The 25,415-nt window shown below is 60.5% G+C and carries 16 protein-coding genes and 1 pseudogene; 9 read left to right on the forward strand and 8 right to left on the reverse strand.

What is annotated here, in order from left to right; all coding sequences use genetic code 11:
• Positions 1–58: 58 nt before the first annotated feature.
• Positions 59–553, forward strand: coding sequence for a CS1 type fimbrial major subunit (locus M1D99_RS06530; RefSeq protein WP_434574470.1), 495 nt, complete (start codon positions 59–61; stop codon positions 551–553).
• A 19-nt stretch (positions 554–572) separates the two neighbouring features.
• Here the strand turns inward: M1D99_RS06530 and M1D99_RS06535 are convergent, their stop codons facing one another.
• Positions 573–3,680 carry a transglycosylase domain-containing protein gene (locus M1D99_RS06535; protein WP_458131544.1) on the reverse strand — a complete coding sequence of 1,036 codons (3,108 nt, stop codon included), beginning with the start codon at positions 3,678–3,680 and terminating at the stop codon, positions 573–575.
• A 568-nt stretch (positions 3,681–4,248) separates the two neighbouring features.
• On the opposite strand from M1D99_RS06535, the gene M1D99_RS06540 reads away from it, so the two are divergent.
• The 4 genes from M1D99_RS06540 to M1D99_RS06555 all read left to right on the forward strand — a co-directional run bounded on the left by M1D99_RS06540 (position 4,249) and on the right by M1D99_RS06555 (position 8,704).
• Positions 4,249–4,710 (forward strand): REP-associated tyrosine transposase, encoded by a 462-nt coding sequence (locus M1D99_RS06540; RefSeq protein WP_458131545.1) that lies wholly within the window; start codon positions 4,249–4,251, stop codon positions 4,708–4,710.
• Positions 4,711–5,178: 468 nt separating this feature from the next.
• The gene (locus M1D99_RS06545) at positions 5,179–6,600 is read left to right on the forward strand and encodes an amino acid permease (RefSeq protein WP_434574473.1); all 1,422 of its coding nucleotides are present in this window, start codon (positions 5,179–5,181) and stop codon (positions 6,598–6,600) included.
• Positions 6,601–6,776: 176 nt separating this feature from the next.
• The gene (locus tag M1D99_RS06550; protein ID WP_434574474.1) at positions 6,777–7,151 is read left to right on the forward strand and encodes a GtrA family protein; all 375 of its coding nucleotides are present in this window, start codon (positions 6,777–6,779) and stop codon (positions 7,149–7,151) included.
• Complete coding sequence (locus M1D99_RS06555; RefSeq protein WP_434574475.1) at positions 7,148–8,704, forward strand: glycosyltransferase family 39 protein; 1,557 nt, start codon at positions 7,148–7,150, stop codon at positions 8,702–8,704. The genes M1D99_RS06550 and M1D99_RS06555 overlap by 4 nt, the downstream gene beginning before the upstream one ends.
• A gap of 153 nt (positions 8,705–8,857) precedes the next feature.
• Here M1D99_RS06555 and M1D99_RS06560 read toward each other — a convergent pair whose 3' ends face one another.
• From M1D99_RS06560 to M1D99_RS06590, 7 genes and pseudogenes are all read right to left on the reverse strand, one after another.
• The gene (locus tag M1D99_RS06560) at positions 8,858–11,170 is read right to left on the reverse strand and encodes a glycoside hydrolase family 3 N-terminal domain-containing protein (protein WP_434574476.1); all 2,313 of its coding nucleotides are present in this window, start codon (positions 11,168–11,170) and stop codon (positions 8,858–8,860) included.
• A gap of 453 nt (positions 11,171–11,623) precedes the next feature.
• Positions 11,624–13,243 (reverse strand): FMN-binding glutamate synthase family protein, encoded by a 1,620-nt coding sequence (locus M1D99_RS06565; protein WP_434574477.1) that lies wholly within the window; start codon positions 13,241–13,243, stop codon positions 11,624–11,626.
• 395 nt (positions 13,244–13,638) lie between these two features.
• Positions 13,639–15,044, reverse strand: a pseudogene (locus M1D99_RS06570) (ATP-binding protein).
• Positions 15,041–16,843, reverse strand: a complete 1,803-nt coding sequence (locus tag M1D99_RS06575; RefSeq protein WP_458131546.1) for a DAHL domain-containing protein — start codon at positions 16,841–16,843, stop codon at positions 15,041–15,043. The pseudogene M1D99_RS06570 and the gene M1D99_RS06575 overlap by 4 nt, the downstream one beginning before the upstream one ends.
• A complete protein-coding gene (locus tag M1D99_RS06580; RefSeq protein ID WP_458131547.1) occupies positions 16,840–17,799 on the reverse strand; it encodes a cytochrome-c peroxidase in 960 nt (319 codons plus the stop codon). The genes M1D99_RS06575 and M1D99_RS06580 overlap by 4 nt, the downstream gene beginning before the upstream one ends.
• 42 nt (positions 17,800–17,841) lie before the next feature.
• Complete coding sequence (locus M1D99_RS06585; protein WP_434574480.1) at positions 17,842–19,716, reverse strand: putative bifunctional diguanylate cyclase/phosphodiesterase; 1,875 nt, start codon at positions 19,714–19,716, stop codon at positions 17,842–17,844.
• Positions 19,713–22,004, reverse strand: coding sequence for a GGDEF/EAL domain-containing response regulator (locus tag M1D99_RS06590; RefSeq protein ID WP_458131548.1), 2,292 nt, complete (start codon positions 22,002–22,004; stop codon positions 19,713–19,715). Before M1D99_RS06590 ends, M1D99_RS06585 begins: the two co-directional genes overlap by 4 nt.
• Before the next feature lie 228 nt (positions 22,005–22,232).
• Between M1D99_RS06590 and M1D99_RS06595 the strand changes: the two genes are divergently transcribed.
• The 4 genes from M1D99_RS06595 (at position 22,233) to M1D99_RS06610 (ending at position 25,390) form a co-directional block, all read left to right on the forward strand.
• Positions 22,233–23,600, forward strand: coding sequence for an HD domain-containing phosphohydrolase (locus M1D99_RS06595; RefSeq protein ID WP_186729443.1), 1,368 nt, complete (start codon positions 22,233–22,235; stop codon positions 23,598–23,600).
• A 216-nt stretch (positions 23,601–23,816) separates the two neighbouring features.
• Positions 23,817–24,233 (forward strand): NUDIX hydrolase, encoded by a 417-nt coding sequence (locus M1D99_RS06600; RefSeq protein ID WP_458131549.1) that lies wholly within the window; start codon positions 23,817–23,819, stop codon positions 24,231–24,233.
• A gap of 24 nt (positions 24,234–24,257) precedes the next feature.
• On the forward strand, positions 24,258–24,896 hold the full coding sequence (locus tag M1D99_RS06605) for a LysE family translocator (protein ID WP_186709917.1): 639 nt from the start codon (positions 24,258–24,260) through the stop codon (positions 24,894–24,896).
• Complete coding sequence (locus tag M1D99_RS06610; protein WP_458131550.1) at positions 24,893–25,390, forward strand: N-acetyltransferase family protein; 498 nt, start codon at positions 24,893–24,895, stop codon at positions 25,388–25,390. The genes M1D99_RS06605 and M1D99_RS06610 overlap by 4 nt, the downstream gene beginning before the upstream one ends.
• Positions 25,391–25,415 lie beyond the last annotated feature (25 nt).

Genomic DNA, 25,415 nt, shown 5'->3' on the forward strand with positions numbered 1-25,415 from the left:
ACGTTAGCTGGTTTGCTAGCCGCAGCTTGCTCTATTAACTATAAGAAAGGCGTAAAACATGCTTAATAAAATGATGTTCGTGGCTGCTCTGAGTGTCGCTGCCTTGAGTTCCTCGTGGGTATTCGCTGCCGATGATGCGCGCTCATCCATCCATATCACCGCGAACATTCCTAATAAACAATTTCATGTGCAGCCACGCGATCCGAACTTTGGTAAAGATGAGCGCATGTATTACAACCCTGTATCCTTCGAATTGAGTTCCATACGCCATACCTTTGATGTGAAGAATACCGACGGCTCGGTTCATGCTTACCTAGAGGGGCGCCCTGATCTGTCTAATGGTAGCGTGATCAGACCTCTGCGCGTTTGGTTCAATAACGTACAGTTGGGCTATGCGCCTAAAGAGGTAGTAGATGACGCCACATCCACGCCAGGGACCCAGGCGGAGATGCTCATCATCCCGGTTAATTGGGGCATCCCTCACTGGTCCGCGGGCCTGTACACCGCGAACTTCACGGTCATCTTCGATGCGGTGCCTCGCGTAAACCTGTAATACAAAGGCGGTCTACAAGTCACTGGTTTGCCACTAACGGCTTGCACTGGGTATGACTTCCCGGCTGCAAGTACGGCGAGAGAAATGGCGCCATGCCCTTGAGCACCTGCACCGGCAGCGCTGAGGTGAACTTGAAGTTCTGCGCCGACGCACCTGGAACGAAAGCGGTCAACGTGCCGAAATGGCTGTCGCCGATGTAGAACACGAAGGTGGCGGTGCGGTTGATCGATTTGGAGCTGATCACCCGTCCGCCGGAACCCACCGCTTCGATGCGGTTGTCACCGGTGCCGGTCTTGCCACCCATGGCCAGCGGCGTACCGTCGGCCAATTTGAAACTGCCGGCCACGCGTTTCGCGGTGCCGGCATCCACCACCTGGGACAGCGCACCGCGCAAGGCCCGGGCCACTTCCACCGGCATCACGCGCTTGCCATTGTCCGGGTCGTTGACCAGTCGTGTTTCGTAGGGCGTATTGACGGCAAAGTCGAGGCTATCGACCCGCAAGGCCGGCTGCCGGACGCCGTCATTGAGGATGGTGCCCACCAGTTCCGCCAGGGCGGCGGGGCGGTCGCCGGAGCTGCCGATGGCGGTGGCCAGCGACGGCACCAGGTGATCGAATGGATAGCCGACTTGCTGCCAGCGCTGGTGGATATCCAGGAAGGCTTCGATCTCCAGCATGGTGCGGATGCGGCTGTCGCGGGCGCTCTTGTGTCGGCTCTTGAACAGCCAGCTATAAACTTCCTGGCGCTCGAACTGGCTGGCCTTGACGATCTGGCTGAACTTGGCGTCGGGGTTGTTCAGCAGGTAGCCCATCAGCCATAGGTCCAATGGGTGGACCTTGGCGATGAAGCCCTGGTCTGGCAGGTCGTAGGCGCCGGGGCCATAGCTTTGATAGAGACGTTCGAGGCGTTCTTCGGTGAGTTTTTCAGCGCTCTTGGCCGATTTCAAATGCGCGCGGACGAAACGGTTGAAGCTCTCCTGGCTGTCGTTGGGAAAGAAATAACGGTGCACGGCGGCCAGGCGAATGGCGGTCGGGCGCATGCCGTCGAGGAAAGTTTCCAGGCGCTGGGCGGTGTCCTTCTTCTGGTATTTCTTCCAGAACCTGAGCAGGAACGAGGTGCCTTCGCGGTCGGCGAATTGGGCTAGGTATTCCTGGCGACGTGGATCCTTGTCGTCCTTGAGCAATTCAGAGCTGTTATTGGGCCCGGCGTAGGTGGCGTAGCGCACCAGGTCGCGCATCAGGCGAATGAACGGCAGGTTGATGGATTCGCGCAGGGAGTCGCGCAGCGTGGGCAGGCGGCCGTCGTCTTCCTTGCGGAAGTTATGGAAGGTGTGAAGCCCGCCGCCGGTAAAGAACGCCTCGCCGGGGCTGGCTGAATAAGTGCGGTCCAGCGCCGCTTCGAGCATCGTCGGCAGGTTGCGGTCGGTGTTTTCGATCAGATAGTCCACCGCCCAGCGGGACAGGCGGTCCTGCTCGGCGATCTCGGTTTTCTTCAACGCCGCCGGAGTCTGTTGGGCATAACGCTCATGCAGTTCGGCGATGATCTGCAAATAGGTGGTCAGCACCCGAAGCTTGGCGGTGGAACCCAGTTCCAGCTTGCTGCCTTCGTTGATGTCGAAGGGCTGGTCGGTGCTGTCGGTCTGCACCCGCACGCGCGAGCCATCGGGGGTCAGTTCCAGCAGGGTGAAGCTGTAGCGCACCTGGGTGGTGCTGGTGGGGGTCAGCAGGCGTTCTCCCATCAGGCCGATCTCGGCGGCGAAGGCCGGGTCGGCCAAGCGCTTGAGGTACTCGGTGGCCTGGGCCTGCAAATCGCTTTGCAAGGTGCTGGTGGCGGAGAGGTCGAGGCGATCGAGGTCGTACAGCGGGCGGTTGAGCAACGTGGCGAGGCGACTGCGGGCGGCGCTGATGCCTTTGTTGGTTTCGATGGGCTGGACGGTCGGGTCCTGGACCCAGTCGCGATAGGTGACCTTGCTCGCCAGGGCCGCCTCGGCCAGCGCCGCGTCGATCACACCGTTCTGTGCCAGCAGGCGGATGTGGCTGTCGGTCAGGCGCGCCAGTTCATCATGCCCCTTGGACAAGTAATGGGACGGGCGGCGTTGAGCGATCATCAATGACAGCATTTCCCGCAGGGCCAGGCCTTTTTCCGCCAGGCTCTTGGGGTCGGTGGCGGTGCTGGACAAGCGTTCATTGGCGCGCTTGAAATCGGCGCCATACCAGACCCGCAAGCCTTCGGCCATGCCGTGGACTTCACCGTGCCCCGGCACGGCGGAGAGTGGCACGCTGTTGAGGTAGTCGCGGATGATCCGTTGCCGCGCCTCGAGGGTCTGCGGGCCGGCCTGGTAAGCACGCACGCTGGCGGAAATCATCTGGCGGATCTTCTCCGCGCCGGACACAGTCAGGCCTTCAGGCGAGTGACGGTACTTCTCCAGTTGTGTCGCCAAGGTGCTGCCCCCGGCGGACTGCCCCGGCAGGCTCAACAGCTTGGCGACTTGCGACCAGGCCGCCATGCCGAAGCGCGGCCAGTCCACGGCCGGGTTGGCCAAGGGTTGCTTGGGGTCGAGCAGAAAACGGTTCTCGATGAACAACAGGCTCTGCACCACCACGGGCGGGATCGCTTCGAAGTTCGCATACAGTTGCTGCGGGTACTTGAACTGATAGACCGGCGCGGCGCGGCAGTCGGTGATGGTCAGCCCGGCCTGGATCTTTTCCGAATAGGGTACGAACAGGCCTTTTTCGACGTAGTCCATCAACGCCGGCGAAAACCGCGCCTGGGCCTGGATCACGTAGTCACGCTTGAGCAGGCGCGGCAGGAACTCCCCGAGCGCGCTGTAGCCCAAGCGCCGGTCGAATGGGCCCGCGCCCGGATAGACGATGGCATCGCTGGGCCCCGGCTGCACCGAATAGCTCAGGGACTCGGCGTACTTGCTGAGCTCCCGGGCCTGAAACCGCGACGTGCGCATTTCCTTGGCCACCGCCAGGCCGACCACCACGACGATAATCAGCAACAACAACCAGAATGCCCGCCAGCCATGCCGTGCGCGGCGTTTTTTTTGAGGTAAAGGCGCTTCTTCCATACGTTCAGTCGGGACCACAGGTTCATTCGAATCGGTTTGCCACAAAGCGCCCATAGTCGACTGATCCATTAAGCAGATTGATCGGACTTGCTTGAAGCTTAGACGGTGGTTGGCGTGGGGGAGGGGAAATTGTGGACAGCCGACATGCGAACTCTTGTCGGAGGTCATTGGCTGATGAGCCTTTGTGGCGAGGGAGCTTGCTCCCGCTCGGCTGCGCAGCAGACGCGACGGTGGCATGGCTGAAGCGCTTGCGGGATTGAAAAAGCGGGGCGGCTGCGCCACCCAGCGGGAGCAAGCTCCCTCGCCACGGTAGGTGTGTTTTCAGGATAGGTGGTTGCCAGCCTTGCGCGAGGAATGCGCAGGTGCTTGTGGTCGTCATGGTCTGATGAGCCTTTGTGGCGAGGGAGCTTGCTCCCGCTCGGCTGCGCAGCAGACGCGACGGTGGCATGGCTGAAGCGCTTTCGGGATTGAAAAAGCGGGGCGGCTGCGCCACCCAGCGGGAGCAAGCTCCCTCGCCACAGGTACTACGCCGTTTTCGGAAAAGTCACTCAACTATCATCGCGTCGGAGCGTCGCGGGTGAGGCTACCGTAAGTAGACACCCCAACCACAGGAAGCCAAGGAATGCATCCTTCACGCCCAAACTCTCATCGCTTACGTCGCGGACGCTCTTCGGAACCGGGGCGAGGTTATCTCATCACTACGGTCGTTCACCGACGCACACCCATTTTCAAGGACTGGCGACTGGGCCGCTTATTGATTGCAGAAATGCGCCTGGCTCATGAGCGAGGTCAGGTCAATTCGCTGGCCTGGGTTGTGATGCCGGACCATCTGCATTGGCTGGTGCAGCTAGAGCAAGCTCAGCTCACCCAAGTGATGCAGACAGTCAAATCCCGCAGCACCCTCACAATCAACCGAGCAATGAACAGAAAGGGGGCCTTCTGGCAAAGCGGCTTCCATGACCGCGCGATCCGCGACAGCGAGGACCTGCGACCTTCTGCCCGCTACATCATTGCCAATCCGCTTCGTGCAGGATTAGTAGATCGGATTGGCGACTACCCACTGTGGGACACGGTGTGGCTGTAGTCGCTTTTTGTGGCGAGGGAGCTTGCTCCCGCTGGGGGGCGAAGCCGCCCTCGCTTTGCGGCTTTTGAATGCAGGCGGCGGCTGCGCAGCCGAGCGGGAGCAAGCTCCCTCGCCACGGGGGCGGTGGTATCCTGAAAGCCTCGCGCTAGAGCCTTCGCCGCCTGCAAAGACATGACGCTGCACGCTCCCTGTGCAATACTCGGCGTCGTTTCTAAACGACCATTAGCTTAGGCAATCCCTCTTCAAAAAAGCCCCATGGGCTTGGGCATTCCCTGAATTAACCTGCTTTTATGGTGAAACTTTCTGTTCCCGGCTTTTTATACTGCACGGCCCGCTGATCTTGAGGAGTTTTCCTACAGGACGGTCTGCCCACAAGGCAGGCCCGGTTTCGGCAATGCTCGCAGGCCCACCCGCCCGCAGCCTTGGACACTCGGTGGCTAATCCAATAACAAGACGAGGTTTATCCCTATGCCTGTCGGCAATCATCTGCCCCATGGCGAGACCGCCCAGGGTGGTCCGCTCAAACGTGAACTCGGCGAGCGGCATATCCGCCTGATGGCGCTCGGCGCCTGCATCGGTGTCGGGCTGTTCCTCGGCTCGGCCAAGGCCATCGAAATGGCCGGGCCGGCGATCATGCTGTCCTACATCATCGGTGGCCTGGCGATCCTGGTGATCATGCGCGCCCTCGGTGAAATGGCCGTGCACAACCCGGTGGCCGGTTCGTTCAGCCGCTACGCCCAGGATTACCTCGGCCCACTGGCAGGCTTCCTGACCGGTTGGAACTACTGGTTCCTGTGGCTGGTGACCTGCGTGGCGGAAATCACCGCCGTGGCGGTGTACATGGGCATCTGGTTCCCCGACGTGCCCCGCTGGATCTGGGCCCTGGCCGCGCTGGTCAGCATGGGCTCGATCAACCTGATCGCGGTCAAGGCCTTCGGCGAGTTCGAATTCTGGTTCGCCCTGATCAAGATCGTCACCATCATCGCCATGGTCATCGGCGGCATTGGCATCATCGCCTTCGGCTTCGGTAACGACGGCGTGGCCCTCGGCATTTCCAACCTCTGGGCCCACGGCGGTTTCATGCCCAACGGCGTGTCCGGCGTGTTGATGTCCCTGCAAATGGTGATGTTCGCCTACCTGGGCGTGGAGATGATCGGCCTGACTGCCGGTGAAGCGAAGAACCCACAGAAAACCATCCCCAACGCCATCGGCTCGGTGTTCTGGCGGATCCTGTTGTTTTACGTCGGCGCGTTGTTCGTGATCCTGTCGATCTACCCATGGAACGAAATCGGCACCCAGGGCAGCCCGTTCGTGATGACCTTCGAGCGCCTGGGCATCAAGACCGCCGCCGGCATCATCAACTTCGTGGTGATCACCGCCGCGCTGTCCTCCTGCAACGGCGGGATCTTCAGCACCGGACGGATGCTCTACAGCCTTGCGCAGAACGGCCAGGCCCCGGCCGGTTTCGCCAAGACCTCGGCCAACGGCGTACCGCGCCGCGCGTTGCTGTTGTCCATCGCCGCGTTGCTGCTGGGCGTGCTGCTCAATTACCTGGTGCCGGAGAAAGTCTTCGTCTGGGTGACGTCCATCGCCACGTTTGGCGCGATCTGGACCTGGGTGATGATCCTGCTGGCCCAGCTCAAGTTCCGCAAAAGCCTGAGCGCTTCAGAGCGTGCGGCGCTCAAGTACCGCATGTGGCTGTACCCGGTCAGCTCGTACCTGGCGCTGGCATTCCTGGTGCTAGTGGTGGGGCTGATGGCGTACTTCCCGGATACGCGCGTGGCGTTGTATGTCGGCCCGGCGTTCCTGGTGTTGCTGACGGTGTTGTTTTACACGTTCAAGTTGCAGCCGACCGGTGATGTAGCGGGCTCGGTGCGTTCGGCTTCGTAGGTTTACTGTGACGCATGAGAAAGCCCCGGTCGGATGATCGGGGCTTTTTTTTGAAACTTGTCGCGTAACACACAGGAGATTTAACAATCGGGCACCTGTTAGTTCTTACAGTAGACCGCGTACCGAGAGGGTCCTAGATTGGTTTTGGTGCAAGCCCGACCCGGGCGAGGGCGTGTATGAACGCGATATGGAAGAGATTTTTCAGCTACTCACTGGTTGGCATAGCCAATACGTTGATTCATTGGCAGATTTTTTTCGTGCTACGCGTGGGGGCCGGCCTCGATCAGTCGACGAGTAATTTCGCTGCCTTTTGTGTGGCGGCTACATTCTCCTTTTATGTCAATGCGCTCTATACCTTCGAGGCCAAACCCTCGGTGTTGGGCACTGTTCTTTTCCTCGGTTTCATGGGCGCGCTCAGTTACATAGTGGGTTCTCTGGGGGATCGATGGCACCTCCACGGCTTGCTGACCGTGGCAGGTTTCTCGCTGCTGAGCCTGCTATTGGGTTTCCTCTTCTACCGGTTCGTGGCGTTTCGCGAGCGTGTCGCATGATGTCTACTCGCACCTACTTGGACAAACGATCAGGCCGTTTTTTCGATCTCTCAGCTTTAGCAGCCATAGTAGTCCTTGCGCTAACCGTGCGATTTCACGGAATCACGCTGCCTGCCATCTGGTATGACGAAGCCTTTAGCATTCTGCTTGCCAGGCACGAGCCATCGCAGATCTGGTCTATTACGGCGCGAGATATTCACCCACCTTTTTACTACCTCCTGCTGCACTACTGGATGATTTTGTTTGGCGACGGGGCCTTGGCCGTAAGGTCTCTCAGTGTGGTAGCAGATGTGGGCACGGTTTTGCTGAGCATAAAGTTGATGAGCCTGGTTGCCACGCGAAGAGCAACATGGATAGCTGCGTTGCTATTGGCGTTGCTGCCGATCTCGGTCCGTTACAGCCAGGAAGCGCGCATGTACACCCTGCTTGGATTCTGGCTGATGGGCGCAACCGTGGCGTTGGTGTGCTGGGTTAAAGAACCAGAAAAAAAGCGTTTCCCAGCCATTTATGTGCTGTTGATGACGGCCGCTTTTTATACGCATTATCTCGCCGCGTTGGGGGTGCTGGTTCATGGGGGCTATTGGCTGAGCCGCTTGAGAGCGGGTCCAAACGTCCCCTCCCTGCACCTCTTGATCTTGGTCAACGGTGCAATCCTTGTCCTGTTTCTGCCCTGGCTACCTCATTTTATCGATCATCTCTCAGGCCGGCCGGGGCTTAGTTGGATACCGGCTATCACTTGGCAGGCAGTTGTGGATGTTGTTTGGCAGTTCACCGTGATGACAATCTGGGAGGGACAATCGTCGCTTACCCGCGTTTTGCCTTGGGTGGTGGTGATCGCCTGTGCAGCGCTGCTGGTCCGCAAAGACGCCGGTCTGCATCGCTTCAGTGTGCTATTGACCGGTTACTTTTTAATTCCCGTCCTCGCGCTGGCCTTCATGTCGTTGATTGCCCCGCTATTCGTTCCGCGCTACTTGGTCTTCGCTGCGGTCGGATTGCCGCTTCTGCTCTCAGCCGCGCTGGATGCAGTGGGGTTGCGACCTACGACTTTGTGCTTGGCCATCACGATTATGGCTGCAGCAGAAGTACAGGGACTGCTGACGGTGTATCGGCAAGCGGACGGCCTGAATGGAACTGAATTAAGAGCGGATTTCCGACTTGACGAGTTGGCAGCTGAGGTCAGGCAAGCGGCTCGGCCAGGCGATCAGATCGTATTGGACAGTGCTATCTGGTACTTGCCATTCACTTATTACAATCACACGGGCATACAGCCGAAGTTCTATATCTCATCATTCAAAGCCAATGATCTGGACGCCTTGGAACGGGGTGGAAACGCCCTCATTTCCGAAGGAAGCCAGTGGATATATTTCAATCAGATGAAGTTGTTAACACGGGGTGGAAACAGGGTTTGGTGGGTCGGGAAAGTGGTTGATGCCGGCCCGTTCCTGGAGAAGTATTGGGAAGAGACCCTTACCTTTGTCGATGGGCAGATGAAGGTCTCACTGTTTACTCTCAAAGCGGCCCCCGTCCCGGTCGAGACGGGTTCAGGCGGTTAGTGCCACGCAGCCGAGACTTCCATCGGCTCTAAACTTTCCCCCGCTCATCTGCCACATCCGCGAATAAAACGCCCCATTGACCTCTCCGTAGATAACAGCATTGACCCACGCCACAAGAGCCTGTGCAACTCAGCAAACGCAGTGATAGCTCATTTAGCGCGCCGATGAATCACGCAAGGTGCGTGGGATGGCTGAGCCGGGGCCGATCAGTTGTGCACTGGTGATCACTTCAAACTTCGCCTGATTATCAGTGGCAGAACTGCCGCCGATGAACACCGTAAAGACGCCTGACTCCACGAATCGCAAGAGGTCATGGTTGAGCAACGCCCAGTCGTCTTGATCGAGCAAAAAACTGACGGTTGTACTTTCCCCTGGATCAAGTCTGACTTTGGAAAAACCGCGCAGCATGCGCACCGGACGCGTGATGCTCGCGACGTTTTGCCTCAGATACAACTGCACGGTTTCTTCTCCTGCGCGTTGACCGCTGTTATGGACATCTACTTGGACGGTCAATGTTTCATCGAAGGCCAAGCGCCGTGCACTGAGTCTCGGGGTTCCATAGGTGAATGTGGTGTAGCTCAGGCCATGACCAAACGGGTAGAGAGCCGTCCACTTGGAGTCGATGTAGCTTGAGGCGTACGCATTGATGTTGCTCGGCGGTCGCCCCGTGTTCTTGCGGGCCAGATAGATAGGAACTTGCCCCACTGTGCGCGGAAAAGTAATAGGTAGCTTTCCGCTGGGGTTCACATCACCGAAAAGTACATCCGCCACTGCGTGGCCCATTTCGGTACCCAGAAACCAAGCCTCGAGTATTGCCGGGATATGTTCGTCCACGGTGGGAATGGCCAGCGGACGTCCATTCATTAGGACGACTACCACTGGCTTGCCTGTTTTGATCAGTTGCGCGACCAGCGCATCTTGCGCCCCTGGCAGGCCAAGGGAAGTGCGGCTTCGTGCTTCGCCGCTCATGTCTGCCGTTTCCCCCAGCGCGGCGACGATCAGATCGGCATCCAAAACGGCACGCTGGACCTCTTCGATACCGGACGCGTCGGTACTGTCGGGAGAGGCCGCGGGGAGGTAGACAACCTCTGTCGCGGGCGATACGGCGCGCTTTATGCCCTCCAGCACGGTGATTGATTCGTTGGCGTGACCATTGTCGGACCAAGAGCCCAACGTGGATACAGCATCATTTGCCAGGGCACCCACCACGACAAGTTTGCGCAGGTTCTTTGAAAGCGGCAGCAATGCATTGTCGTTTTTCAGCAGGACGATGGATTTTTGCGCCGCCTCTCGTGCTAGCGCACGTGTAGAGGGGGAGAGTAGTTGCGCCTTCTCGCGAGCCGGGTCGCTGTAGCGATATGGATCGTCGAACAGGCCCAGGCGTTGTTTCGCCTGGAGCACCCGACGCACGGCCTGATCGAGGGCGTCTTGTGGAAGTTGACCGCTACGCACCAGTGCCGGTAGTTCGGCGGCGTAGTCACCGCTGACCATGTCGATGTCGACGGTGGCGTTGAGGGCAAGTCGAGCGGCTTCTTGGGGGGTGGAGGCGACGCCGTGCTGTATCAGATCCCTGATGCCTGCCCAATCCCCGATGACGATTCCCTGAAAGCCCCATTCACCGCGCAGTTTATGCTTGAGCAGTTTTTGGTTCGCGTGCATCGGCATGCTGTCTACTTCATTGAACCCGGGCATTATCGTGTCGGCGCCCGCTTCGACAGCGGCACGAAACGGTGTGAGATAGACCTCTTCCAACGTGCGCTCGGACAGGTCGGAAATGTTGTAGTCACGGCCGCCTTCGGCCGCGCCATAAGCGACGAAATGCTTCGCCGTGGACAGGATTGTCGTGGTGTCGGGAGGGCCTTTGCCGTGAAAGCCTCGCACACGGGAAGCAGCGAGCGCGGCCCCCAGGAACGGGTCTTCGCCAGCGCCTTCGACCACTCGGCCCCAACGCGGGTCCCGGGCGATATCGACCATCGGGGCGAAGGTCCAGTGCAGGCCGCTGGCCGTCGCTTCGACCGCGGCGGCCCTGGCGGTTCGTTGTGACAGGTCTGGGTCCCAGGCCGAGGCCTCGGCCAGCGGTACGGGAAAAATCGTTCGGAAACCGTGGATCACATCGAGCGAGAACAACTGCGGTATATGCAGGCGCGAGCCTTGGACCGCTTCGTGCTGCAATGTTCGAGTGGTTTCGGCGCCATAGGCCCCTACTAGCGAACCGGCCTCGGAGATCTTTATTTTTTTCCGGTCAGTGGCGTCCACGACTGGGCCGGTGGGTATGGTTTGTACGCTTAGTTGGGTCAGTTGACCGGCTTTTTCTTCCAAGGTCATCTGCCCGATCAACCGCTCGATGAACGTAGCGTCTTCTTGTGGCTTTTGGGACCGTTCATCGGCGTAGGCCAGTGAGTGAAGCCATGCGTCGATGATCAACATACCAAGCAAGGTTGCCGAGGCCAGGTGGGTCCAGTCCATGGGATCAGACCTTCGGTACGCTGGGCAACGGTTGTCCAGCCGCCGCACGGCAAACCTCACCGAACCCAATGCCACAAAAAGCGAAGCAAAACCAACCAGATCACGTCGCGCCAACATATGCACCTTCCATGACGAGCGAACCATCGGGATGGATGGTCAATCGTGAGGAAGGTGACGTCTACTGTCAGAACTTACAGGTGGGTTGTGGATTCGGCGTAAAAAGTCGGGTAATGCAGTGCACTTGAGAGGCGTAAGGACCTTGTGGCGAGAGAGCTTGCTCCCGCTCGGCTCTGTAGGAGCTGTCGAGTGCAACGAGGCTGCGATCTTCCCCAGACTATGGAGTCCTGAGCGAAAGATCAAAAGATCGCAGCCTTCGGCAACTCCTACGCGCAACCCAGCGGGAGCAAGCTCCCTCGCCACAAGAGCTGGTGCGCACCAGCCAATATGCGGTGCTTAAGCCGCTGCGCTTTCCCGCGGCTCAAAACTGTCCGCCCGCGCCATCTGCCACATCCGCGAATAAAACGCCCCATTCACCTCACCCGTGAGCAATTCCCCCGGTTTCAAAAACACATGCAACTGCGAGAACAATTTTACCTCGGTCGCCGACATCCGCCGCACCAAATGCTTGGGCTGCAGTTGCGAAGGATGCTCAAGCCCGGCGGCGGCGAGCATTTCCGCCAGGGCCTTGAGGGTGTTGCGGTGGAAGTTGTAGACCCGCTGGGCCTTGTCCGGGACGACCAGGGCGCGTTGGCGCAGGGTGTCCTGGGTGGCGACGCCGGTGGGGCATTTGTTGGTGTGGCAGCTTTGCGACTGGATGCAGCCGATGGCGAACATGAAGCCGCGCGCGGCGTTGGCCCAGTCGGCGCCGATGGCCAGGACGCTGGCGATGTCGAAGGCGCTGACGATCTTGCCACTGGCGCCGAGCTTGATCTTGTCCCGCAGGTTCAGGCCCACCAGGGTGTTGTGCACGAACAACAGGCCTTCGCGCAGCGGCACGCCGATGTGGTCTGTGAACTCCACTGGCGCGGCGCCGGTGCCGCCTTCCTTGCCGTCCACCACGATGAAGTCGGGCAGGATCCCGGTTTCCAGCATGGCCTTGGCGATGCCCATGAACTCCCATGGATGGCCGAGGCAGAATTTGAAGCCCACCGGTTTGCCGCCGGACAATTCACGCAGTTTCTGGACGAACTGCATCAGTTCGATCGGCGTGGAAAACGCACTGTGGCATGACGGCGAAATACAATCCTCGCCCATGAGGATGCCGCGGGTCTCGGCGATTTCCCGAGTGACTTTGTGCTTGGGCAGGATCCCGCCATGGCCGGGCTTGGCGCCCTGGCTCATCTTGATTTCGATCATCCGCACCTGCGGGTTCTGCGCTTGGGCGGCGAAGCGCTCCGGGTCGAAGCGTCCGTCGCTGGTGCGGCAACCGAAATAGCCGCTGCCCAGTTCCCAGGTCAGGTCGCCACCGTGTTCGCGGTGGTAGGGGCTGATGCTGCCTTCGCCGGTGTCGTGGGCGAAGTTGCCCAGCTTGGCCCCCTGGTTCAACGCCCGGATGGCATTGGCGCTCAGGGAGCCGAAGCTCATGGCCGAGATGTTGAACACCGAGGCAGAGTAGGGCTGGGTGCATTGCGGGCCGCCGACTGTCACGCGAAAACCGCTGGGGTCGCTCAACGGCGCCGGGCGCATGGAGTGGCCGATGAATTCGAAACCGGTCTGGTAGACGTCGATCAAGGTACCGAAGGGTTTGTCGGCGCTTTCGTTCTTGGCCCGGGAGTACACCAGCGAGCGCTGGGCGCGGGAGAAGGGCAGGGCATCGCTGTCGGATTCGAGCAGGTACTGGCGGATCTCTGGGCGGATGCCTTCGACCAGGTAGCGGATATTGCCCAGGATCGGGTAGTTGCGCCGAACGGCGTGACGGCTTTGCAGCAGGTCGAACAACCCCAGCAGGCTCAACAGCCCGGTCACCAGCGCAATGGGCCAGAGCCAGTCGTGTTGCAGGAAGGGCAGGCTGGCGAGGGTGAAGATGACGCAGCCAGCAAAGAAGGCGTAACGGCTCAGCAGCGACAGGCTCATGCGGGTTCCTTGGGGTTGAGCGACTGGCGAGACATTAGCTTGGAATGCGGTCCGTGGCGAGGGAGCAAACTCCCACAATTGGTTGTGTGGTGAAACGCGGGCCATTGTGGCGAGGGAGCTTGCTCCCGCTGGGCTGCGAAGCGGCCCCCTTGGGGTCATTGCGAGCATTCAGACAGACCGCGTGAGCCGGTTTTACGACGGCTGCGCCGCCGAGCGGGAGCAAGCTCCCTCGCCACAGGGGTTTGTTTGGTGCTGGAGTAATCAGTTTATGAGCGCCAGAAAAACTTATGGGAGCGAGCTTGCTCGCGATGGCGGCCGCACACTCAACTCCTGCATTGACTGTCGCACCGCTATCGCGAGCAAGCTCGCTCCCACAATTTGAACTGCCGGGGGGCTCAGCCTGCCTGCTTCATCTGCCGCACCGGCAATTCCACGCGAAAGGTGGTGCCGACGCCGACTTCGCTGCGGACGGTGATTTCGCCGTGGTGTTTTTTCACGATGCCGTAGGACAACGACAGCCCCAGCCCGGTGCCTTGGCCAATCGGTTTGGTGGTGAAGAACGGGTCGAAGATTTTCTGCAGGGTCTCGGGGGAATGCCCGAGCCGTTGTCCGCCACTTCGATCCACACGGTTTCGTCACCGACCCCGTTGCGCAGGGTGATGGTGCCGCGTTCTGGGCCGATGGCCTGGGCGGCGTTGACGATCAGGTTCATGATCACTTGGTTGATCTGCGACGGCAGGCATTCCACCTCCGGCAACGGCGTGTACTGCTTGACCACGTCGGCCTTGTACTTGATCTCGTTGGCAACGATGTTCAAGGTCGAATCCATGCCTTGCTGCAAATTGGCCATCTGCCATTCCTGGCTGGAGTCGACGCGGGAAAAGTCCTTCAAGTCCTTGACGATCTGCCCGACCCGGCCGATGCCATCCTTGGATTCCTTGATCAGCAGGGGAATGTCCTCCACCAGGAAGTCGAGCTCCACCTGTTCGCGCAGCTTTCTCAAGTTCACCACCAGCTCCGGCGAGGCGATGGCCTCCTCGGCGCTGCTGTAGGCGCTGAGCATTTCCTGGAGCTTGCCGAAGTAGCCGTCCAGCGCCCCCAGGTTCGAAGAAATGAAGCCGATCGGGTTGTTGATTTCGTGGGCCACGCCGGCCGCCAACTGGCCCAGGGAGGCGAGTTTTTCCGATTGCACCAACTGGGTTTCCAGCATCTTGCGTTCGTCGATCTCCATTTGCAGCAGTTCGCTGGCCTGTTTGAACGCCTGGGTACGTTGCTCCACCAGGTCTTCCAGCTTGTTCATTTTCAACTGCGCACGGGAGGTCATTTCCCATTTGGTGGTCAGGGTGTTGGCCATCTGCTGGACTTCGATGTTGTCGAACGGCTTCTTCAGGATCAGCAAGCGGTCATGGCCGTTCAGGCGGTCGAGCAGTTCATCCCAGGAGTAATCCGAATAAGCGGTGCACACCACCACTTGCAGCTGCGGGTCGCGCTTCCAGAGTTCTTCGATGGTCTTGGCGCCATCCCAGCCTTCGGGCATGCGCATGTCGACAAAGGCCAGGGCATAGGGTCGTTCCTTGGCCGCTGCCGCCAGCAATTTGTTCAGGCCTTCCTGCCCGCCATAAGCCGAGTCGAGTTCGAACACGGTGGCGGCAGGTTTCGGCGCTTCGCCGAACAGGGCGCTTTCCATGTCCTGCAAGTCCGTGTTGCCCTCATCTTCCGGGGTGAGGATCTTGCGGAAATCTTCATGAATGGCGGGTGTGTCGTCGATCAACAGGATGCGACGGTTACTCATACTGTTCATGGCTCACCTTCTGCAAGTTTCAGGGGCACCTGCAATTGGAACGTCGCCCCTTTTCCTGGCCCCTCACTGTGGGCGGTGAGGTGGCCGTTCATTTCAATGGCCGCCAATGCGCAGCTGTGCAGGCCGAAGCCGTGGCCTTCCTTACGCGTGGTAAAGCCATGGGCGAAGATGCGCGTCATGTTCTCCTCCGGAATGCCTTCGCCTTCGTCCTTGACGCTGATTTGCAGGGTCTCGCCATTTACGACGTCCGCCTTGAGCGTCATGTTCCGCGCATGGTTGGACACCCCGGCCATGGCGTATTTGGCGTTGCTGATCAGGTTGATCAGGATCAACAGCAAGCGGTGCTTGTCGCCCATGATCCGCGGCACATCACCGTATTCCTTGATCACCGTAACATGGTGGCGGGTCAGGGCGCCGGAGTTCATGCGCAGGGCGTCTTCGAGCAGCTCGCTGACCACCAGCGGTTCGAGCAGGCTGTTGGCCCCCGCATAGGATTGCTGTGTGGCGACGATGTCCTTGATGTGGTCCACGCTCTTGCTCAACTGCGCCAGCTCATCGGTCAGGCTCTGCTGCTCCGACGCGATGGCCTCCACCAGTTGGTTGAGGTAGCCGGGCAGCAGCTTGCCCTTGGCGTCTTCGGTGAGGAAGTGCCCGAGGTCGTCGGTGTGTTCATTGATCAATTGCATCGCCTTGCCCAGCCCCAGGGCCTTGCTGCTGCGCAGTTTGCGGCTGACCAGGTCGGCAGAGATGTTCACGCTATTGAGGACGTTACCGACGTTGTGCAGCACGTTGGTGGCGATTTCCGCCATGCCGGCCTGGCGGGCGGTGTCCATCAGCTCGCTCTGGGTGTCCTTGAGTTGGCGGGTACGCTCTTCGACCCGTTGTTCCAGCTCGTCGTTGGCGGTTTGCAGGGCGTTGTTGACCCGCTTGATCTCGGCAAAGCTGCGGATCAGCCGGATCCCCAGCCAGATCAGAATCAGCACCAGCAGCGTGGCGAACACCAGCAGGTAAACGTGGTTGCGCTCGTATTTGGCCGCGGCTTTTGCCTGGTCTTTCTCGAGTAGGTTGGTAATAGTGTCCAGGCGGCCGGCCAAGGGGACCATTTCGATGCCTGTTAATAATTCATTGACCTTTGGCTGTTCCCGCAGGATCACCCCGATGTGTCTGCGCAGGACTTCGACGGAGTTGAGCAGTCCCTCAGGCAGGCGCTCCTTGTTGACCTCCAGCTGGTTCAACCCCAGCAGGACCTCGGCCGCGATATCAGGGGAGCTGAGCTGGGCGAACTCCATGCTGCTGAGCAACAGGTCGTAGGTGTCGATGGCAACGTTCTGCAACTCCAGCCGATACGTGTCGGGCAGCCGGGCGAACTGGCCCTGGATATCGTCCTCGCCAGTGGGCAGGAAGGCCAGGGAGTTGCGCAACACCGCGTTATGGGACTTGAACTGTTCCACCAAGCGGGTCTTTTCCTTGACCAGCTTGAGGTATTCGTCGCGCTGGGCCTCCCAGAGTGACGGCCCATGCCGGCCCGGCTCCGCCTCGATGGCGTCCAGGCGTTGCCACAGGCGTGTCATTTCGTGCAGGGGCGAGACCAGCGGGTCGTAGTTGTGGGTCAGAGCGATCCGCGACTTGAGGATTTCGTTGTCCCAGATGGCGTCCTGTTGCTTGAGCAGGCGGATCAGGTCCCGGGATTCAATGTACGAGGCGGCCTGTTGGGCGCCCGAGTTGACGTACATGAATAACAGGATGCCCGCCAGCAAGACGCCAATGAAGGCCAGGCCGAGGCGACGGAGGACTGTCATAGGGGCTTGCCCTCCCATTCACCGGTCAGGGTCTTGAGGAATTCGACGATCAGCTCGGTATCGTTCTTGAGGGGCTCACGACCCAGTTGGTACTTGAACATGACCTCTACCGCGCGTTCCAGGGTTGGCGCCGACCCATCGTGGAAATAGGGCGCGGTAACGGCCACGTTACGCAGGCTCGGTACTTTGAAAACCTGGTGATCATTTTCATCACCGGTGATGTTGAAGCGTCCTTCGTCGGCCCGGGTGGGGTTGCCGCGGTCAACGAAGTAGTCACCCATGATGCCGAATTTCTGGAACATGTTGCCCCCGATGTTCACGCCCTGGTGACAAGCGATGCAGCCGTATTCCTTGAACCGCTGGTAACCGAATTTTTCCCGGGGCGTGAGGGCATCGGTATTGCCCAGCAGGTACTGGTCGAAGCGCGAATTGGGTGTCTGCAAGGTCCGTTCGTAGTCGGCCAGGGCGCCCTGGATATTGGGCTTGGTCACCCCGTCGGGGTAGGCGTCGTTGAAATCCTTGGCATAACCCGGGTCATCGGCGATGCGCTTGACGACAGACTCCCAGGTGCTACCCATTTCCGCCGGGCTGGTCACGACGATGTGGACCTGTTCTTCCAGCGTATCGACGCGGCCATCCCAGAATTGGTGGAAGTTGAGGCCAGCATTGAACACGGTCGGCGTATTGACCTCCACTGGCTTGCCGTCGAAGCCCAGGGAAAACTGTTTGTCGTCGGCGCCGCCCTTGTCCAGGCGATGGCAACTGGCGCAGGACAGCGTGTTGTTGACCGACAGCCGCGGGTCATTGAACAGCCGCAGCCCCAGCTGGACGCGCTTGGGGTCCAGGGTCGGAATCGATGGCAGGGGCTTGAGGGGTTCGTCCAGTGGGGCGGCGTGCGCGGTCACGCTCATTCCCACGAGCAGGCCGAGCGCCAGAGTCAGTCCATGTAACGCCATGGGATGCTTTCCTTGAAACGTTGGTTGAGGACACTCCGGTGTTCACGAAAACGGGTTCTGGCGTTTTTCCCATTCGGTCATCCAGTCGGCAAAGGCCTGTGGTTCGACGGCTTTGCTGAAGTAATAACCTTGGACTTCCTCGCATTGGTGCTGCTTGAGAAATTCAAGCTGCTCAAGGGTTTCCACCCCTTCGGCGATGATGTGCAGATTCAGGCTCTTGCCCAGGCTGATGATGGTGCTCACCAGCTTGGCATCGTTGCTGTCGATGCTCAGGTCACCGACGAACGACTGGTCGATCTTCAGCACATCCACCGGAAATTTCTGCAAGTAGCTCAGGCTCGAATAGCCGGTGCCGAAGTCATCGATGGCCAGGCGTATCCCCAGCTGCTTGATGGCCTTGAGGATGGCGACCGTGGTATCGACGTTCTGCATCAGTACGCTTTCGGTGATCTCCAGTTCTAACTGTGTCGGTTCCAGGCCGGTTTCCTTGAGGGTGCGGGCGATGCCTTCGACGAAGCCGCGCTGGCGAAAGTCGATGGCCGAGACGTTCACCGACAGGCACAACGGCCGCATGCCCTCGGCTTGCCAGCGACAGGCCTGCTGGCAGGCTTCCTGGAGCACCCATTGGCTCAGCGGGACGATCAGGCCGCTGTCCTCGGCCACCGGAATGAAATGCGAGGGATAGACCAGGCCATGATCCGGTCTGTTCCAGCGTACCAGCGCCTCGACGCCGACCACCTTGCCGCTCTTGAGGTCGAGCTTGGGCTGGTAATGCAGCACGAATTCCTTGCGTTGCAGGCCCAGGCGCAGGCCCGATTCGATGGTCTGCTGCTGCCGGGCCCGGCGGTTCATGTCTTCAGTGAAGAAACGGTAGTCGTTGGGGCCGGTCTCCTTGACGTTGCGCATCGCCGTCTCGGCTTTCTTGATCAGCGCCACGGCGTCGAAACCGTCGGTCGGGTAGACGCTGATGCCCAGGCTCGCGGTGACGCTCAGGTCATGGCCATCGATGGGCTGCGGGGTGTGGATGGCCGCCAGCAGTTTGTCGGCCACGCCTTTGATCTGCTGCGGATCGACAATGTCCCCCAGCACCACGACGAATTCATCGGAGCCGTAGCGAAACACCGAGTCGGACTCGCGCACCACGGTTGCCAACGTCCGCGCCACGCGCTTGAGCATCTCATCGCCCACCGGATGGCCCAGCGCGTTATTGATGCGCTTGAAGCGGTCCAGGCCGAGGAACATCACCGCCAGTTGCCGGTCGTGCCGACGGCACTGGGCCATGGCTTGGGTCAGGCGGTCGCCGAGCAACATGCTGTTGGGCAACTCGGTGAGCACGTCGTATTGCAGCAGGTGAGACACCTTGAGCAATTCCTGGACGCGCTCTTCGATCGTGCGTTCCAGGCTGCGCATTTTCCTCGCCGCATCCTGGGCCAGTTGCCATTTCCAGGTCATGGCGCTGGCCATCTGGCGGATTTCCAGGGTGTCGAAGGGTTTCTTGAGGATCAGCAACTGATCGTCGAACTCGATCCGTTCGGACATGGTTTCCCAGGAGTAATCCGAGAAGGCCGTGCACAGGGCGATTTGCAGCCGTGGGTCGGCCTTCCACAGCGCCTCGATGGTTTGCAGGCCGTCCCAGCCCGGCGGCATGCGCATGTCGGCGAACACCAGCGCATAGGGCTGGCCTTCGGCCTGCGCGCGCTTGACCAGTTCCAGCGCCTCCTCGCCCTGGTAGGCCGAGTCGATCTGGAACTGCAGCCGGCTGACCTGCGGGGTGCCGAACAGCAGGCTCTCGGTGTCGTCCAGCGAGTCATCGAGGCCGACGCTGGGGCTGAGGATCTTGCGAAAGTCCTGGTGGATCGCCGGCGTATCGTCCACCACCAGGATTCGCCGGTTGGCAGGTACCGACATGGGGTTCATGGATTGCTCTCCGATAGCTGGCTCGCTGGTCGGGTCCAGTGGTCTGTCGCGGGAATGATGGTGCCGGCCTTGAGCAGTTCGGCGGCCTGGCCGCTGTCGACCACGGTGCTGAAGTAATGCCCCTGGGCCTGCATCGCCCCGCCGCTGGACATCAGCGTGGTGCGTTGCTCCTGGGTCTCGACGCCCTCGGCAATGATCCCGATGCCCACGTCCCGGGCAAAGTTGATGATCGCCCGCAAGGTCGTGGCGTTTTCGGGATTATCACTGGCACTGTCCAGGAACCGCTGGGCGAGCTTGAGGTGATTGACCCGGTAGGTCTTGAGGTAGTCGAACGAGGAGTATTCGGTGCCGAAGTCATCGATGGCGATCTGCACACCCAATTCGCAGAGGCGCGGCAGTACGTCGTTGTGGGTCCACTTGGTCTGGGCCAGGGTGGCTTCGGTGACGTCGAAGCGCAGGTCCCAGGGCGCCAGTTCCCAGCGCGCGGTGGTGCGCAGCACGTCGTAGATCAGTTCCGGGCCGGTCTTGAGCTGGGTCAGGGACAGGTCGATGGCGATCACCGGGGGCGCCATGCCCTGGTCGCGCCATTGGCGCATTTGCTGGCAGGCCTGGTCCAGCACCCAATGCCCCAGGCCAATGATGATCCCGGTCTTCTCGGCGGCGGGCATGAAGGCCGCCGGTTCCAGCCAGCCCCGTTCGGGGTGGTTCCAGCGCACTTGTACGCCCATGCCGAGGATCTTGCCGGTGCCGAGGTCGACTTCCGGCAGGTAGTGCAAGTGCAGTTCGTGGTTTTCGATGGCTTGGCGCAGGTCGTTGGCGAGGGCGACCCGGTCGGTGACTTCCTGGTTGATTTCCTCGTTGTGGAAGTGGTACTGGTTGCGGCCCTTTTCCTTGGAGCGGTACAGGGCCATGTCGGATTGCGCCATCAGGCTGTCGGCACTCAGGCTCTGTGGGGTGTACAGGGCGATGCCGATGCTCACCGAGATCCGCACGTCGTTGCCGTCCAGGGAGTACGGCGCCACGAGGGCGTCGCGGATCTTGCCCGCCAGCGCGGCGCAGTGGGTCGCTTCATGGACGTCCAGTTGCAGCAGGGCGAATTCGTCGCCGCCCAGGCGCGCCACCACGTCGTTTTCCCGGGTACAGGCCTTGATGCGCACGGCGACTTCCTGCAACAGCAGGTCGCCGATGGGATGGCCCAGGGTATCGTTGATACGTTTGAAGTGGTCCAGGTCCAGGTAGAACATGGCAAACGGCGCCGCCCCGCGACGCGCGGCGGCAAAGGCCTGGTGCAAGCGCTCGATCATGGTGGCGCGGTTGGCCAGCCCGGTCAGGCCGTCGGTGCGGGCGAGCAGGGCGATCTTTTCTTCGGCCAGCTTGCGTTCGGTGATGTCGAGGATGATGCCTTCCACTTCCAGCAGCAGGCCCTGGTCGTTGCGCACCGGGATGTAGCGGTTCTCCACCCAGCGGAACGTGTCGTCGCCGGTGCGCATGCGAAACTCGATGGACGCCCCCACGGTGTCACGGTCGAGGACGCGCACCATGGCCTCCTGGACTTTGGCCTGGTCATCGGCATGGATCAGGGTTTCTGCCCAGTCCGGCGAGTTGATCAGTTGCGCCGCGGAATGACCGAACTTGGTGATGTTATGGGAGATGTACATCAACGCGAACGGCGGTTCGCCCCGCAAGCGATAGAGGATGGTCGGGCTGTTCTGCACGATGATATTGGCGTCGGCCAACTCTCGGGTGCGTTCCTCGACCGCTCGTTCGAGCATGTCCATTTTCAGCGCTGCGTCTTCGGTCATCTGCCATTTGACGGTCAAGGCGCTGGCCATCTGGCGGATCTCGATGGCGTCGAAGGGTTTTTTCAGGATGAGCAGGCGGTCGCCCAGTTCCAGGCGCTCGGAAATATCTTCCCAGGAATAATCCGAGTACGCGGTGCACAACGCCACTTGCAGCTTGGGGTCGGCGCGCCATAGCCGTTCGATGGTTTCCAGGCCGTCCCAGCCCGGTGGCATGCGCATGTCGATGAACGCCATGGCGTAGGGTTGCCCTTGGGCCAGCGCCGCTTCGACCTTGTTCAAGGCCTCCATGCCCTGGAACGCCGAGTCGAGCACGAAACTCGTGCCGGCGACCGCCACCGGCGCTCCGAACAGGGCTTCTTCGGCGCTGCTCAAGTTATCTTCGGCGCTCATCTGCGGGCTGAGGATCTTGCGAAAATCCTCATGGATGGTCGGGGTGTCGTCGACGATCAGGATCCGCCGATTGGTTTTATCCAAAGGCAGGCTCATGGCCGTGCACCGTTTTGATGCGGACTATAGAACCTTGGGAACATCTGCTATCCCTTTCGCTGGCATGAGTATTCGGCCTATACATGGCCCTTCATGGGGTACAGCATAGTCGTCTGATCGGGATGCGCTCGGCCACTGATGGCAAATGTGTCTAAATCTTCGCAATCTACTAGCCTGTTTTTTGGGGCTAAGGTAGAACGGTTGTCGTGAATCAGGAGGGGGTTGCAAATGGAAGGTCAATCGCCGGATGTTCCGGTAAAGAAGCCGACGGTGCTGCTGGTCGATGACGAAGAGTCGATTCTCAACAGCCTGCGTCGGCTATTGCGCAGCCAGCCGTACGAAATCCTGCTGGCAGACAGTGGCGCCAAGGCGCTGGAAATTCTCAAGGAGCGCCCGGTCGACCTGGTGATGACCGACGCGCGCATGCCGAACATGGATGGCGCCACGCTGCTGGCCGAAATCCGCAAGTTGTATCCATCGACCTTGCGCATCCTGCTCACCGGTTATGCCGATGTGGACATGATGACCAAGGCCATCAACGAGGGGCAGCTTTATCGCTACCTCAGCAAGCCGTGGAACGATGAGGAGTTGGTGCAGGCCTTGCGCCAGGCCCTGGCCCACCAGCACTCCGAAAGCGAGCGCCAGCGCCTCGAAGCGCTGAACCGCGAGCAGAACCAGCAACTCAAGACCCTGAACGCCACCCTGGAAAAACGTGTGGCGTCGCGCACCTCCGAGCTGCAGCAGACCGCCGACATGCTTGACCTGGCTTATGACGAGCTCAAGCGCAGCTATGTGACCAGCACCGAGGTGTTTTCGCTGATCGCCAACCTGCGCCTGCCCAAGGCCAAGCAGACCAACCGGCAGATCATCGAGCTGATCCGCGTCTATAGCCGGCTCAATTTTCTCGATGAGTCCACCGACCGCGACCTGACCATGGCGGCGGCGCTCTACAACATCGGCAAGCTGAGCTGGACCGACAACATGATGGTCACGCCCGCCGACATGCTGCACCACACCGAACTGGAGCTGTACCGCGCCTATCCGAAGCAGAGCGAATCGCTGCTGATGACCCTGGACCCGATGAAGGACGCGGCGCGGATCATCCGCCATCACCAGGAGCGCTGGGACGGCAGCGGTTTTCCCGAGCACCTTCGGGGCGAGGCCATTCCGTTCGGTTCGCGGCTGTTGAAGCTGGCGGTGGATTTCATCGAGCTGCAGCGTGGGTTGATCCTGGAGCGGCAGATGAACAGCGACGAAGCGCTGGTCTACATCCGCAAATACGCCGGCAAGCTGTACGACCCGGACATGATCGAGGATTTCATCAAGGCCTGTGCCGAATACCTGGAAGACGTGACCTTGTCGGATCCGACGGTGCAAGTCTCCGCCACTCGCGAGTTGACTGCAGGGATGATCCTGGCGCGCAACCTCAATGCTGACAACGGCATGTTGCTGCTCAACGCCGGCAAGGTCCTGAGCGGCCCGTTGATCGAAAAACTCATTGCCTTCGAAGCGATGGAAGGCGCGCGGTACAGCGTATTCGTCAAGATCCCCGAAGAGGCGGCCGACCCTTCGGCACCGAAGCCGATCTTGGGGTGAGCGGGCTCTGAGTCACAACGCAAAACCCCTGTGGGAGCGGGCTTGCTCGCGAAGGCGGAGTATCAGTCACAAATTTATTGACTGACGCTCCGCCTTCGCGAGCAAGCCCGCTCCCACAGGGGATGTGGGTTGGTTTTGAAATCGGGCCGGGCTTTGCTCCCACCGCCACGCGCTGTAATCTGCCCGCCATTTCCCCAGTCTAGGTTTCTATCACCCATGACCACCCCCCTCATCCGCATCGCCGCCGCCCTGCTGCTCGGGCCGGACGGTCGAACCCTGCTGGTGCGCAAGCGCGGCACCCGGGCCTTCATGCAGCCGGGCGGCAAGATCGAGGCCCATGAACAACCGGTGCAGGCGCTGGCCCGTGAGCTGGAAGAGGAACTGGGGTTGCAGATCGACCCGGCACAGGCCCATTACCTGGGCGTGTTCAGCGCACCGGCGGCCAACGAGCCGGGGTTCACCGTGCAGGCCGAGGTGTTTTTGCTGAGCATCGACGCTGCGGTTTCGCCAGCGGCCGAAATCGAAGAGGTGTGCTGGATCGATCCGGCCGGCGACAGCGATCTGGTGCTGGCACCGTTGACAGGCGAGGTGATCCTGCCGTTTTATCGAGCTACACTGCTCGCCCCCTGCTGATTCACATTTCAAGGACCGATGCCCATGATTCCATTGCCAGATCTGCTGATTTTCGCCGCCGCCGCGTTGCTGATGGTGCTGACGCCCGGCCCGAACATGATCTACCTGATCTCCCGTTCGATCTGCCAGGGCCGCAAGGCTGGCGTTACGTCCTTGTTGGGCGTGGTGGCGGGTTTCTTCGTGCACATGTTCGCTGCCGCGGCGGGGCTGACGGCGGTGTTCCTGGCGGTGCCCATGGCCTATGAAGTATTGAAATGGGCCGGTGCGCTGTACCTGTTGTGGCTGGCCTGGCAGGCCGTGAAGCCGGGTGCGCGCTCGCCCTTCGAGGCCCAGCAACTGCCGGCGGATTCGACGCGCAAGCTGATCACCATGGGCTTTCTCACCAGCGCGCTGAATCCCAAGATCGCGGTGTTCTATCTGTCGGTGTTCCCGCAGTTCATCAGCCCGGAACACGGTTCGCTGTTCACCCAGAGCCTCATCCTCGGGCTGACCCAAATCAGCGTCAGTTTCAGCGTCAACCTGCTGATCGCCCTGTTCGCCGCCGGCATCGCCTCGTGGTTCGTCCATAACCCGAGCTGGCTGGCGGTGCAGCGCTATGTCATGGGATTTGTCCTCGGTGCCCTGGCCCTGCGCCTGATGCTCGAGCAGCGGCGTTCGGCGTGAGCATCCGACGCCTGCGGGCTGGCGATGCCGATGCCTATCGCGAGCTGATGCTCCAGGCGTATGCCTTGCACCCCCAGGCCTTCACCTCCAGCGTCAGCGAGCGGGCGATGTTGCCCATCAACTGGTGGGAGTCACGCCTGGGCAGTCGGCTCGATGTACTGTTGGGGGCGTTTGTCGAACAAGAACTGGTCGGCATCGTCGGCCTGGCCCTGGAGCCCCGGGAAAAAGCCCGACACAAGGCGCTGCTGTTCGGCATGTACGTCGCCGACGAACATCGCCATCGCGGGCTCGGCCACGAACTGGTGCAGGCCGCCCTCGACGAAGCCCGGCGCCACACCTTCCTGCGCCTGGTGCAACTGACCGTCACCGCTGGCAACGAGCCGGCGCTCAAGCTCTACCAGCGCTGCGGTTTCGTCTTGTACGGCCTCGAGCCGATGGCGATCCGGGTGGACGACGAATACCTCGATAAAATCCATATGTGGCTAGAACTTTGATCGAACCACTGATTTGAGTGATGGA

The organism is Pseudomonas sp. R3-41 (genome assembly GCF_054161485.1).